A 12383-nucleotide genomic window follows, 5' to 3' on the forward strand; every position below is an offset into this window, starting at 1 on the left:
TGTTTTGTTATTTAGGCTAAAAATGGGAAAAAACGAGTTTTTTAGTTAAATATATAACATTACAACAAAAAAAAGAAAAAGACATTAGTCTCAAAAATTAAAAAATAAAAATGAATTATTTAGTAGACAAAGCAAAAGCTGAAAAAAAATGGTCTCCAATTCTTGAAGCTCTTCATGTAACAGATGGCGAAAAAAGAAGTTGGATGTCAGAATACGCTGAATTACACCAAATCAATGAAAATGTTTCTTACGCAGCGTTAGGTAACATTACAGGTATGGGAGCAGTTTTATCTCCACAACCTTCAACTACACCAGGTGCACTTTGGGGTGCTGGTGATACTCCAGGTTCTGGTGATGTAGGTCAGAACTTACTTCCAATCTCTATGAAGATTGCAGCTCAAACCATTGGTTTAGATCTAGTAGCTGTTAAACCAGCCGCTTCTCCAAAAATTGATCTATTATTCGTTGACTTCCGTTATGATGATAGATTAGAAGAAGATGATGATAGACCTCTTGTATTTAAAGTTGACGGTGATAACGTTGATACTTTAAAAACTAACCTATATGCTCAAATGAAAGAGCTTAAGATTACTGAAATGGTTGGTGGTCTTGATAAAAGAATGTTTGTTAATTTAAGTGGTGCAAGTGCAACTGAAATTAAAAATTTCACTGCATCAACTACTCCAAAAACAGGTTGGATGGAATTCTTAGGTTTCTCTAGAATTGACGGTACTCCAATGTTTAGAATTTTCAGACAAGCTTTTGAATCAGGTAAAGAGCCTTACTATTTTGATGCAAATAAGAATACATTTGATAACAGTGGATCAATAGTAGATAAATTAGAAGCTAATGCAGTTTCTACATTATCAGGTACTAGTACTACAACTGTTCAATTATCAGGTGTTTCTATTCAATTAGTATCAGTAATGGAAGATCATATTCCTGGTTTCTCAGCTGGTTGGAATCTATTTAAAGGTATGAATAGACAAGATGACGAAAGAACTTATCCAGGACAAATTGGACCAAATGTTTTCACAAAAACTATCCAAGTTGGTACAGTAGAAATCACATCAGCTCTTAAGAGAACTGAAATTGAAGATATTAAAGCTTCAACTGGTATGGATATAGTACAAAAGCTTGAATCAGTTCTTATTAACGAACTTTCTCAAACTATTTCTAAGGAAATCGTTCAAAAAGTTAAAGAACTTGGTATTAAGAATAGAACTTCTCATACTACTCCTAAAGTTGGAACAGTATCTAAATTTGACTTTGATGTTGATACTTATATTGGAACAGTAGCACCAGGTGGTGAAACTACTCATTCAGTACAAAGAAAACTTGTTTCTAAAGTAAACAACGCTTCTAACTATATCGCTAACGAAGGTCGTGTAGGTCCTGCTCAATACGTTATTACAAACGGTAACTTAGCATCTGTTTTACAAGATGTAGCTAGTTATACAATTAACCCTCCTGTTGGTGGTGCTAATTTAAATACTAATGGACAATTATATCCAGTTGGTAAAGTAGGTAATATGACTTTATATGTGGATCCTTATATGAGATGGGATGACAATAGAATTTTCTTAGGTAGAAAGAATTCAGTAGATCAACCAGGTCTTCTTTTCCTTCCTTACTTAATGGCACAGTCTATTTCTCTTATTTCTGAAGCAACTTGGGCTCCAAGGATGTTAATCAGATCTAGATATGCAGTTGCTGACGTTGGATTCTTCCCAGAGAAGCAATTCATGGCTATCGAAGTTAAAGATACAAATGGTGTATTAATTTAATTAATATGAATATATTTAAAATGGGGTGTACATTGTACACCCTTTTTTATTTATATAAAAATTAAACTTTTTTATTTTTATATATACATAATAGTATGAACTATTAAATTAATTTTATACATTTTAATTTTTAACAATAAAAATATAATTTATGATATTAACTAAAGAATTAAAGATTAAAACAACAAATAAAAATATAACATATTATAAATCATTAGGATTTGATATTAAATCAGGTGATGAAATAACTATTAATCCGGAACAATTATCAATTGGTAGTCATCAAAAAATTAAAGTATCTTGTGATATATGCAAAACAATAAAACACATTGAATATAAAACATATTTTAAATTAACAAATTCACTAAAACGCTTATATTATTGTAATAAATGTAAAATTATAAAAACTGAAAATACATGTTTAGAAAAATATGGAGTTAAAAATGTATCTAATATTAAAGAAATAAAAAATAAATTAAAAAATATTGATAAAAATTATAATAAACAAAAAGAAACTAATCTTAAAAAATATGGAGTAACCACATATTTAAAATTATTACCAAATAATCACTTTAAAAACCATAACAAATTAAAAAAGACAGTAAATAAAAAATATTCTATTATATTTTTAAATAAATCTAAATTAATACATAATGATATTTTTAATTATTTATCTCCATATATAAATATGAATACTAAAATAAAAATACAATGTAAAATATGTAATAATACATTTGAACAAAAACCTAAAGACCATATACATAATAAACAAGGTTGCCCAATATGTAAATTATCAAAAGGTGAGAAAGAAATAAAAAAATATTTAGATATAAATAATATAAAGTATGAACAACAAAAACCATTTAATGGGTGTAAATTTAAGAAACCATTAAAATTTGATTTTTATTTACCTGATCATAATATTTGTATTGAATTTAATGGTGAACAACATTATAAACCGTTTAAATATTTTGGTGGTAAGGAATCTTTTAAAAATATTCAAAAAAGAGATATGATTAAAGAATCATTTTGTAAAGAAAATAATTTGACTTTAATAAAAATTAAATATAATGATGATATAACAAAAATATTAAATACGATAATATGATATTAACTAAAGATTTAAAGATTAAAACAACAAATAAAAATATAACATATTATAAATCATTAGGATTTGATATTAAGTCAGGTGATGAAATAACTATTAATCCAGAACAACTACCTGATGCATCAATTCAAAAAATTGATGTAAAATGTGATGTATGTGGAAAGATTAAAAAAATTACTATGTTTTCTTATAGAAGAAATATAGATAATTATGGATATTATTCATGTTCTGTTAAATGTTCAAAAGATAAAATAAAAAAAACAAATTTGGATAGATATGGAGTTGATCATTATAATAAAACAGATGAATTTGTTATAAAAATTAAAAAAACAAAAAAAGAAAAATATGGTGACGAGAATTATACTAATATAGATAAACAAAAGGAAACAAATTTAAAAAAATATGGAAAAGAGTATTATACACAAACAGATGAATTTAAAATAAAAAAAGAAAAATCATTAATAGATAAATATGGTACAACTATTCCTTTACAAAATGATGATATTAAAAATAGATGGATACAAACAAATTTAAAAAAATATAATGTAAAATATCCTTTACAAAATGATGATATTAAGAATAAAAGTTTGTTAACTAAGAAAAAGAAGTATAATGATAAAAATTATAATAATAGAGATCAATATAAAGATACATGTATAGATAAATATGGTACAGATAATCCTATGAAGAATGAATTTATAAAAGATAAATTATATAAATCATTTTATAAAAAATATGGAGAAAGACACCCAATGCATGTTCAAGAATTTGTAGATAAAATGATAAAATCTGGTATAAAAGTGACTAAATATAAAAATAGTGATTTATATTATCAATCGACATATGAAAAACACTTTTTGGACAGATATTATGATATAATTAATATAGAAAGAGGAAAATCAATAAGATATATTTATAATGGAAAAGAACATATTTATTATCCTGATTTTTATATTAAAGAATTAAATTTAATTATAGAAATAAAATCAACAAATTGGTATAATATACACAAAGAAAAGAATAATATTAAAAAGGATTATTGTATCAAAAATGGTTATAATTTTATATTTATAATAGATAAGAATTATGACACGTTTGATAAATTAATAAAATATAAATTATATCAAAAAGAAAAAGTATGTTATCAATATAAAATTAAAATTGATAATAAAAATAATGATAATAAAACATACAATAATTTAAAAATATCAGACTTTACATTTAAATATATTGATTCATCTGATAAAATTATGTGTAATAGAATTAAAGATTTTATTGAAAAATATGAATGGTTAGGAAAAATGCCAAACCGACCAACACATAGATTTGTCGCTATGTATGGTAACGAAATTGGTGCAGTAATTATTATGGCAACTCCAAATTCATTTTCTAAGATACTAGGAGATAATACTAAAAATATAGAAAAATTAATATCAAGAGGTGCCAATGCTCATTGGACACCAAAAAATTTATCAAGTTCACTTATAATGTGGTCAATTAAATGGATGGTTAATAATACAAATTTTAAATTATTTAGTGCATATTCTGATACAGAAGCAAAAGAAATAGGAACAATTTATCAAGCTTGTAATTTTATATATTTAGGTAAGAATTTTGGTTCAGATTATGTATATTTTGATATAAATAACCCTAATATTGGTTGGACTTCAGGTAGAAATTTTAGAAAAGTATCATATTATAAAAGGGTATGTAAAAGAAATAATATCGAATGGGATAATAATTGGAATAAGAAATTTACCATATTATGGGATAAAATACCAAAACACATAGTTGATATATTAACAACAACAAGAATTAATGATATTAATAATTTAATAAAAAGAAAATCACCAAAAAAACATAAATATATTTATATTTTAGGTAAGGATAAAAAAGAAACAAAAGAATTAATGAATATATTTTATATTAATAATCCTAACTATAAAAAATTAGAATATCCAAAAAGAAAAGACGGTTAAATTTAACCGTCTTTTTTAATCCCACCAATAATCTATATTATGTTCAATAAATTTCCAAAGTATTCTTTTTGCCTTTATGTGTTTATTTCTTGATTTAATTAGTAATTCGTGTTCATGTTTTTTTATTTTTTCTAGTTCTTCTTCTGTATAATCTTTTTCAAATTTTATCTGAATTTCATACATATCTTTCATGTCGTCACATGGTATAAATTCCCATTTACTTTTACCATATAATTTTTCTATTTCTTTTTGGTATTCCATTGCATAAAATTCATCATCAACTAGTTTCATTAATCTTATTGCAGTATTCATTCTTGATACAATATGTTTTCTATTTTCTTCTGTTATATATGTATTGTTAGGATTAGAAAACCATTTATGCATCATTTCTAATTTTTTAATATTTAATTCTATTAAATATCCGTTATCAAAATTTCTATCTTTCCATATAACAGGAAACCATATCCATAAGTTTTTTATACCTATGAATATACTTTTTATAAAGTATCTAAAATCATTATACCATTCTATTATTTTCATTTTATATTATTTTATTCACTAATAAAATTACTATTTGAATCAATTTGATTTCCTTTATTTTTATCAAAAATATAAACTTTATTACCAGCATTACATATTGATACTACTTCTCCATTATTTATACATTCCATAACTTCTTTATGTCTATGTGGTTTTCTCATAAACATATCTCCTTGTTTACCAAAAACACAATCTTTTAAACAATAATTATGAAAACCAAAACCTGTATAATTATATAATTCATATCCTAAACTTGGCATAGAATTTCCTTGTTTATGATCATAATCAACATAAAATAGTATTGTGTTGATATTAACATCTTCTTTACCTATTTTTATAGTAGGATACTTTTCTAAAAAGTGTTTAAATAGTTTACTTGCTCCCCCTACAACTTGTGAATTTTTTTTAGTTGCTGCTCTAATTACTTCACAATCCCATTTTTTTCTAGCATAATGAGAAGAACCAAAACTCATTAACATCAACAATTCATCGGTTTTTTTATCTCTTAAACCGACTGTTAGTGATGCTCCTCTTCTACCATAAAAACTATTTTCGTCTAAGAATAATTGTGCTTCTTTAGATGGAATTTCTTCTACTTTACACATTCGACCATAGTATCTATGTTTAATTACACCTAAATCACACAATAATCCGCTTATTAAGATATCATGTTTTCTTTGATTATTCCATTCAAAACTTTTGATCCAAAGGGTATGAATACCATTTTCTTCATTTTCTCGTGATATATCATAAAAATATGTTTTTGGTACTTTAGTCCATGAATAATCTATTATTTGATTTTCTTCAATAATATAAATTCTATAAGAACCTCCTTTACATTCTATGTATTCATTTTTATCTTCGTATGATAAATTATGTGTATCTAATAATTCTTTTATTTCTGTTCTTATATTCATACTTATTGTTTATTTTTTAACCAGTTATCTAGTTGTTTACCATAATTTCTAACAATGGCATCCCAAGCTTTAACTTTAATATCTTCTACATTATATCCTAAGCTTTTATAAAAGTTTTCTTTTCCTTTATAACATTCTGATGCAATTTCAATGATTTCCATTTCTTCTGGATTCACTCCTTTATTAAAAGTAGATACTAGTTTTATTGAACTTATTTTATCTCCTTTACTCATAAAGTCTAAAAGTATGTCAATTTTTCTTTTTTTCATCTTAGTAATATTTATAGTTTATCAATAAAATCTATATAATTGTGTAATGTGTCTTTATAGAATTTTTGAATTACAGATTGTCCACCATTAATAGGTTCCATATTAAAGTAATATCTATCTTTATGTAGATATACAGGTGTACCAATTTCTATTGGTTTAAACCCATTATATCCAAAATTTCTATTTAAATAACCTATTAATAAAGGAATATCTTCATCAATTTTATTATTATTAGGTGGTAAATCTCTTTCAATAAATTCATCTAATAATTTATCAGGTGTCATTCCTCTATGACCTAATATTATACATTTTGATGCAAAATTTTTCATATCATCAGATGTGAAATCTTTTTCATTCCTTATTAAATCTATTATATTTTCAACTACTTGATCAACTGATTCTTTTTGATCAAATACTTTCAATACTTCTTCCCGTATTTTATTTTTCATTGGTGATAGGTTTTATTCTTTTATATACAGGTTCAACTTGTTCTACAAATTCAAAATGTTTATGATGTTTTAATGCTTCATCGTCTGTTTTATGAAACATATAAATATCTAACATACCACAACCTGTTATATTAGTATATTTATATTTTTTAAATCCTAAAAATATTTTAATTTTATCTACAAAGACAGATAATAAATATAATATTATGGTAATAATTAATGATACTAACAGAATTATTAATACTATGATTTTCATTTTTTTTATGATTTTAAATGTTTAATGATATTACATATCTCTTAGTTGAGTAAGTGCCGTTTCAATTATTTTTATTGCTTTATTTATCCCATCAATATTATCTCGAATAAATTGTCGGGTTATCCCTATTTTTTCTTTCAATAGATTTTCTTCATTTAATCTATGACTTTTTAATTCAACTAATAAAGTATCAAGTCTGTCTGTTGCAAAGTTTTCCATAATCAAATTTTATTTAATATAAATTGACACATATTTTTTAAGTTATTAATATTTTTTTCATTCATTTTCGTGTTTAAAATTTTTATCTTCAATTAAGTGTGGATCGGTAAATGTCATTGATAATTTTTCACCAAAACCTATTTTTTCCATCCCAACAAACGCATCAGTTATTTCTATACCTCTAACATAACCATCTTCTGTTTCTATTGAATAAACATGAAAATTAAAATTACCTAATTCAAAGTTTTTTATTGTATCTTTCATAATTTAATTTTTTAATACATGAAACAAAAATAACATATATTTATAACGACAAATATAAGAAATAAATTTTGAAATAAAAAATACTTATTAAATAAAATTTACCATTTTTTATTTTTTATTGATGCATAATATATAAAATCATCTATTAATTTATGCACAGTACCATCAATAAGTGTAATTGTTGTAATATTCTTTCTTGTTTTTTTATCATTTTCTGTAGTAAATTTTACTACATTTTCTGGCACTATTCCTGCTTCTATTAATTTTTCCCTAAATTCTTCGCTAATTATCATAAATAATTGTTATTAAATGAAATGTTATGTTAAACAACTGTTGTAATTGTATAATCTTTCATAAGTTATTATTTTTTAATTAACCTATTGGTGGAATCCAATTAACAGGGAAATTTTGTTCATCATATTTATATGGATCATTATCATATTTGATATATTCTATTTTATCAAAAATTTGATCAAAACATATCTTAAGTTCCCAATTAAAACGTTCTTCAAATTTATTATTCAATAAAGAATCCAATAGATATTTGGTTTCTATCATTGTATAATTATACCCAAAACAATTAATTTCTTTTCTTAAAATACTCAAAGATTTCAATCTCGAATATTTAAGTGTTCCTATTTTTTTAATTTCAAATTCTATATGTTCCATAATTAAAATTAATCAGTTTATTCAATTCAAACATCATTTATTAAAGTATAACAAATAACTAATTAACATTTTTATGTGGTGATTGTGGGGCAGAACGGACTATTGGTTTTGGTGTATCAACTATTTTATTATTACTCATTTCTTTTCCTTCACGTATAAAGGTTTTGGTAACACTACATGTATTTAATTGATGTTGTTCAACCCAAACATCATTTATTAAAGTATAACAAACAACTTCTTTAAATACAAACGGAAATTTTGATTTTAATTTCCATTCAAATCTATAATAATTTTCTCCATCTTTTGGTTCTTTTTTTATTCCATTATCCCATAAGAACCAAAATTTATTTTTTTTATATTTTTTCATATCCAAAATTTTACTATTTATTACAACAAATATACAATATTTTTATTAAAAAGTTAAAATTAATAATTAATACTGATAATCATCAATTTTAACTTTTTTACGTGCTGATTTTTTGAAGAGTTTTTTAATTTTCTTCTTCACTTTGTCACCCCAAAATAGTGACCATTTTGCTTTTCCACTTAAATCTACATAAGGTTTCATAATAATTGTTATGTTTTTAATAAATCTTCAAGTTCTCGTATTAATACATAATTAATTTTAATTAAGTCACTTCTACTCATACTATTTATTGGCTGTAACCAATATCTGTCTTTATCAGTTAAGTAAACTTGTTCCTTATAAAGTTCTGCTAATCTTTTTTCTATTTTTTCTTTCATAATAAAAAATTTTAAAATGTTAAATTTAATTAATCATCACTAAATACAATTTCATCTGAATTGTAGACCGTTTTATCATCAATACCAACCCATATACCAACAGGTACTCCAAGTATATCAAATATTTTTAATTTTACATAAAAATATTTATCTGAATATTTCAGTTTTACTAATTTTACCATAATGATTAATTTATATTATTTCAGTAAATACAACTAAAACTATTGTTATACCTATTAAAAAACCAACTAACAACATTAGTAATGCATGATGCATTTTAATATTTTTTAATTTTTTAATCATATTTATTTTAATTTATTTTTAATTAATGAACTAGCAACTTTACCATCAATACATGAACCAAATTCATCCTTAAGATATTTCATAACCAATCCCATTTGCTTAATACCACCAATGTTATTATCTGAAATAAATTGATCAATTACGTCTTCAATTTCTTTTTCGGTTAACATTTTTGGTAAATAATCCGATAAAATATCAACTTCTATCTGATTATTCATTTCAATTGCATTGTCGGTCATTTTCTTTACAATCTTTGATACTTCATCATCAGACACATCTTTACCCACTCTGTTGATTTCACCGATTAAAACCCTTATTAAATCCCTTTTAGGAACATCTTTATTCATCATAGCAATCTTTAGATCAGATTGAATTTTTTCTTGTAATTTCATATTTATAATATTTTAATTTTTAAAATTTTCTATCAAAATTATTAAGTAATTCACATATTTTATCACTCCAACTAATAAGTTTCCCATCGGATGAATAAAAAGCTTTTATATTTGGGAAATATTTAAATACTTCACCATTTGTTTTATATCTTTCAGTTCTTTCTTTAATACCAAAAAATTTTTCAAACATATTAGGTGTTTGTGTCACATGATATATACCATCAATTTTTTCAATTTTTGTAATTTTCATAATTATAAATTTTTACAAATATAGTTATAATTTTTTATATATACAATAAAATATTAAATTATTTAAATGGATATAATAAAATACAAAGATTTCAACAATGATAATAATAAAATAAACGACTTTATTAAATCATTAAATGAATTAACAAATAATCATGATATTGTATTAAAATCCACTGATATAATATATTTAATGAATTATAATGGAGAACTAGGACAAATTGAATATAATTATGGTAAAAAAGAATATAAATTAAAAATAACTAAATAATATGGATAAAATAATAAAATTTTCAGATTTCTTATTAGAACATAAATTATGGTATAAAACAATACCACAATTTTTAAATTGGTTAGAAGAAAAATCAAAATCTAAAGATTTTGTATTTGTTGATACAGAAACCACTGGTTTAGGTGGTCCTAAAAAAGTACAATTAACACAGATTGCAGCAATATCTACTATTTATGATTTTCATCAAAATGATTTTAAAGAACAATCTTCTTTTAATCAAAAAATAAAATTAACAGAAGAAACTCTTAAGAAAAAAACTGAAAAAGATTCTAAAATAAATTGGGTATTATCTTTTAATAGATATGGAGAAAAAGGTATAGATTATATAGATGAAGAAGTTGTTTTATCTAATTTTTATAATTGGGTAGAAGAACAAAAAGATGCAATGTTAGTGATTCAGAATGCTGAATTTGATATGAACTTATTAAATATGAGATCAAAAAATATTAAATTTAATAATGAAGTATTTGATACTAAACAATTAATTCAGTTATACTATATTCCACTTATTCAAAAATTATCAGAAACAGATGATAATTATAAAGAATTAATAAATAAAATAGGTACATCGACAAGAGATAATGGATTAATTAGCTCATCAATGTCTAAAATTGGACCAGCATTAGGTTTAAATATGTCAGGATACCATGATGCATTATCCGATTGTCGTATTACTACAAATATGGTTGTTAAAATTATTGATTTATTAAAAGAACATTCTGATGTTGATATAATGAAATACCAATCAGAAAGAATAAAAATGATAAGGAATAATTAATATATAATTAAAAATTAAAATATTAAAAATGAAAAAATATAATGAATTTATAGATAGTAATGAACAATTAAATGAAGGTATATTTGACTTCTTAAAAAAAATGTGGAATAAAGCAGCAGCACACATAAGAAAAATTAAAGGTGGTAAAGAAGTTGATGCTATATTTACCAAATATTTAGGTATCATTAATGCAGAAATTCAAAAGAAGGCTAATGTTACTTTACAACTTGGTGGTGAAGAAAAAATTACTAAAGAAAGTATTATACTTAGATATGATCAATTTTTAAATGAGGAAGCTGAAACTGATATGGAACCTGATGTTGAAATATCTGAAGAAGATAAGAAGAAAGTTCAACAATCTGGTGAAAAAGATAAACAAATGGATGATAAGACATTAAAAGAAAAAGAAAAAATAATTGAACAAATTATTAATCTTTATAAAGATAAAGCACTTAAAGAAATGGAACAAGTTTTAAAAAAACAAGGTGGCGCAGAAAAAAACCCAAAATTAAAAATTATTATTGATAATAAAATACATGAATTTAATCTAAAATTTTTAGAAGCCAAAGTTAAATTCTTAGAAAAATCAGGCGATAAAGCAGCTATGAATAAAGTTGCTGTTGAAAGGGATAAAAAAGCAAAAGAATTAGAAAATATGTGGAAAAAATTAGATGAAAAAGGTGATGTTAAAACAGAAGGAGAAGGAGATTTTAAAATAGGTAATAGATATAGATGTAACATAGATGGTAAAATTAAAACAATTAAAATAACATCTACCGGAGATGAAACTGGTAAATTAAAAGGACATGATATAGAAAATGAAAAAGATGAATATACTATTGATATTGAAAAACAAATTGTAAAGGATTTTGAAATTAAACCAAAAACTGATAAAGAGGAAGGATCTAAATTTAAATACTACAGCACAGGTAATAAAAAATGGATCAATGTTGAAGTTTTATCCATAGATGGTGATGATGTTACAGTTAAAAATTATGAAGATGATAAATCAGAGGAATTTAAAATAAATAAAAATACATTAGGTCCAAGAATTTAAAAAATAAAAATTATATGAAATATTTAAAAACATATAACGAATCCATAAAACATCTTTTAAAACCAAAAAGTGATGAACAAGTTTTAAAAGAGTTAGAAAAATTATCTGATT

At 23.4% G+C, this 12383-nt stretch carries 18 protein-coding genes; 5 read left to right on the plus strand and 13 right to left on the minus strand.

All coding sequences use genetic code 11. The features are described from left to right. Window positions 1-110: 110 nt before the first annotated feature. The 3 genes from RBR25_RS13725 to RBR25_RS13735 all read left to right on the plus strand — a co-directional run bounded on the left by RBR25_RS13725 (window position 111) and on the right by RBR25_RS13735 (window position 4874). The gene (locus tag RBR25_RS13725; RefSeq protein WP_432820121.1) at window positions 111-1787 is read left to right on the plus strand and encodes a hypothetical protein; all 1677 of its coding nucleotides are present in this window, start codon (window positions 111-113) and stop codon (window positions 1785-1787) included. A 151-nt stretch (window positions 1788-1938) separates the two neighbouring features. Continuing rightward, window positions 1939-2895: a hypothetical protein gene (locus RBR25_RS13730; RefSeq protein ID WP_432820122.1), complete on the plus strand. Its 957-nt coding sequence runs from the start codon at window positions 1939-1941 to the stop codon at window positions 2893-2895. Further along, on the plus strand, window positions 2892-4874 hold the full coding sequence (locus RBR25_RS13735; RefSeq protein WP_432820123.1) for a DUF7487 domain-containing protein: 1983 nt from the start codon (window positions 2892-2894) through the stop codon (window positions 4872-4874). The genes RBR25_RS13730 and RBR25_RS13735 overlap by 4 nt, the downstream gene beginning before the upstream one ends. Before the next feature lie 15 nt (window positions 4875-4889). Here RBR25_RS13735 and RBR25_RS13740 read toward each other — a convergent pair whose 3' ends face one another. The 13 genes from RBR25_RS13740 to RBR25_RS13800 all read right to left on the minus strand — a co-directional run bounded on the left by RBR25_RS13740 (window position 4890) and on the right by RBR25_RS13800 (window position 10146). Continuing rightward, entirely contained in the window at window positions 4890-5414 is a 525-nt protein-coding gene (locus tag RBR25_RS13740; protein ID WP_432820124.1) for a hypothetical protein, read from the minus strand. Between the two features lie 11 nt (window positions 5415-5425). Beyond that, the gene (locus tag RBR25_RS13745; protein ID WP_432820125.1) at window positions 5426-6331 is read right to left on the minus strand and encodes a hypothetical protein; all 906 of its coding nucleotides are present in this window, start codon (window positions 6329-6331) and stop codon (window positions 5426-5428) included. Window positions 6332-6333: 2 nt separating this feature from the next. After that, window positions 6334-6600, minus strand: a complete 267-nt coding sequence (locus RBR25_RS13750) for a hypothetical protein (RefSeq protein WP_432820126.1) — start codon at window positions 6598-6600, stop codon at window positions 6334-6336. An 11-nt stretch (window positions 6601-6611) separates the two neighbouring features. Then, window positions 6612-7049, minus strand: coding sequence for a hypothetical protein (locus RBR25_RS13755; RefSeq protein ID WP_432820127.1), 438 nt, complete (start codon window positions 7047-7049; stop codon window positions 6612-6614). Further along, complete coding sequence (locus RBR25_RS13760; protein WP_432820128.1) at window positions 7039-7305, minus strand: hypothetical protein; 267 nt, start codon at window positions 7303-7305, stop codon at window positions 7039-7041. The genes RBR25_RS13755 and RBR25_RS13760 overlap by 11 nt, the downstream gene beginning before the upstream one ends. A gap of 30 nt (window positions 7306-7335) precedes the next feature. After that, entirely contained in the window at window positions 7336-7524 is a 189-nt protein-coding gene (locus RBR25_RS13765) for a hypothetical protein (protein WP_432820129.1), read from the minus strand. Between the two features lie 57 nt (window positions 7525-7581). Beyond that, window positions 7582-7788 (minus strand): hypothetical protein, encoded by a 207-nt coding sequence (locus RBR25_RS13770; protein WP_432820130.1) that lies wholly within the window; start codon window positions 7786-7788, stop codon window positions 7582-7584. Window positions 7789-7886: 98 nt separating this feature from the next. Further along, window positions 7887-8081, minus strand: a complete 195-nt coding sequence (locus RBR25_RS13775) for a hypothetical protein (protein WP_432820131.1) — start codon at window positions 8079-8081, stop codon at window positions 7887-7889. Between the two features lie 79 nt (window positions 8082-8160). Next, window positions 8161-8457: a hypothetical protein gene (locus RBR25_RS13780; protein WP_432820132.1), complete on the minus strand. Its 297-nt coding sequence runs from the start codon at window positions 8455-8457 to the stop codon at window positions 8161-8163. Between the two features lie 58 nt (window positions 8458-8515). Beyond that, on the minus strand, window positions 8516-8824 hold the full coding sequence (locus tag RBR25_RS13785; RefSeq protein WP_432820133.1) for a hypothetical protein: 309 nt from the start codon (window positions 8822-8824) through the stop codon (window positions 8516-8518). Between the two features lie 209 nt (window positions 8825-9033). Then, entirely contained in the window at window positions 9034-9201 is a 168-nt protein-coding gene (locus RBR25_RS13790) for a hypothetical protein (RefSeq protein ID WP_432820134.1), read from the minus strand. A gap of 305 nt (window positions 9202-9506) precedes the next feature. Next, window positions 9507-9896 (minus strand): GatB/YqeY domain-containing protein, encoded by a 390-nt coding sequence (locus tag RBR25_RS13795; protein ID WP_432820135.1) that lies wholly within the window; start codon window positions 9894-9896, stop codon window positions 9507-9509. Between the two features lie 19 nt (window positions 9897-9915). Further along, a complete protein-coding gene (locus tag RBR25_RS13800; protein ID WP_432820136.1) occupies window positions 9916-10146 on the minus strand; it encodes a hypothetical protein in 231 nt (76 codons plus the stop codon). Between the two features lie 271 nt (window positions 10147-10417). Between RBR25_RS13800 and RBR25_RS13805 the strand changes: the two genes are divergently transcribed. Further along, window positions 10418-11215, plus strand: coding sequence for a 3'-5' exonuclease (locus RBR25_RS13805; protein ID WP_432820137.1), 798 nt, complete (start codon window positions 10418-10420; stop codon window positions 11213-11215). A gap of 28 nt (window positions 11216-11243) precedes the next feature. Continuing rightward, complete coding sequence (locus RBR25_RS13810) at window positions 11244-12272, plus strand: hypothetical protein (RefSeq protein WP_432820138.1); 1029 nt, start codon at window positions 11244-11246, stop codon at window positions 12270-12272. The last annotated feature ends 111 nt before the right edge of the window (window positions 12273-12383 follow it).

Source organism: Trichloromonas sp. (assembly GCF_034006665.1).
Lineage (GTDB): Bacteria > Desulfobacterota > Desulfuromonadia > Desulfuromonadales > Trichloromonadaceae > Trichloromonas.

What these genes read in the sequence shown, in the direction of transcription:
- RBR25_RS13755 (WP_432820127.1), bottom strand. Translation starts at nt 7,049, where the DNA reads ATGAAAAATAAAATACGGGAAGAAGTATTGAAAGTATTTGATCAAAAA.
- RBR25_RS13780 (WP_432820132.1), bottom strand. Translation starts at nt 8,457, where the DNA reads ATGGAACATATAGAATTTGAAATTAAAAAAATAGGAACACTTAAATAT.
- RBR25_RS13750 (WP_432820126.1), bottom strand. Translation starts at nt 6,600, where the DNA reads ATGAAAAAAAGAAAAATTGACATACTTTTAGACTTTATGAGTAAAGGA.
- RBR25_RS13805 (WP_432820137.1), top strand. Translation starts at nt 10,418, where the DNA reads ATGGATAAAATAATAAAATTTTCAGATTTCTTATTAGAACATAAATTA.
- RBR25_RS13745 (WP_432820125.1), bottom strand. Translation starts at nt 6,331, where the DNA reads ATGAATATAAGAACAGAAATAAAAGAATTATTAGATACACATAATTTA.
- RBR25_RS13775 (WP_432820131.1), bottom strand. Translation starts at nt 8,081, where the DNA reads ATGATAATTAGCGAAGAATTTAGGGAAAAATTAATAGAAGCAGGAATA.
- RBR25_RS13740 (WP_432820124.1), bottom strand. Translation starts at nt 5,414, where the DNA reads ATGAAAATAATAGAATGGTATAATGATTTTAGATACTTTATAAAAAGT.
- RBR25_RS13760 (WP_432820128.1), bottom strand. Translation starts at nt 7,305, where the DNA reads ATGAAAATCATAGTATTAATAATTCTGTTAGTATCATTAATTATTACC.
- RBR25_RS13790 (WP_432820134.1), bottom strand. Translation starts at nt 9,201, where the DNA reads ATGAAAGAAAAAATAGAAAAAAGATTAGCAGAACTTTATAAGGAACAA.
- RBR25_RS13730 (WP_432820122.1), top strand. Translation starts at nt 1,939, where the DNA reads ATGATATTAACTAAAGAATTAAAGATTAAAACAACAAATAAAAATATA.
- RBR25_RS13770 (WP_432820130.1), bottom strand. Translation starts at nt 7,788, where the DNA reads ATGAAAGATACAATAAAAAACTTTGAATTAGGTAATTTTAATTTTCAT.
- RBR25_RS13785 (WP_432820133.1), bottom strand. Translation starts at nt 8,824, where the DNA reads ATGAAAAAATATAAAAAAAATAAATTTTGGTTCTTATGGGATAATGGA.
- RBR25_RS13795 (WP_432820135.1), bottom strand. Translation starts at nt 9,896, where the DNA reads ATGAAATTACAAGAAAAAATTCAATCTGATCTAAAGATTGCTATGATG.
- RBR25_RS13735 (WP_432820123.1), top strand. Translation starts at nt 2,892, where the DNA reads ATGATATTAACTAAAGATTTAAAGATTAAAACAACAAATAAAAATATA.
- RBR25_RS13725 (WP_432820121.1), top strand. Translation starts at nt 111, where the DNA reads ATGAATTATTTAGTAGACAAAGCAAAAGCTGAAAAAAAATGGTCTCCA.
- RBR25_RS13765 (WP_432820129.1), bottom strand. Translation starts at nt 7,524, where the DNA reads ATGGAAAACTTTGCAACAGACAGACTTGATACTTTATTAGTTGAATTA.
- RBR25_RS13800 (WP_432820136.1), bottom strand. Translation starts at nt 10,146, where the DNA reads ATGAAAATTACAAAAATTGAAAAAATTGATGGTATATATCATGTGACA.
- RBR25_RS13810 (WP_432820138.1), top strand. Translation starts at nt 11,244, where the DNA reads ATGAAAAAATATAATGAATTTATAGATAGTAATGAACAATTAAATGAA.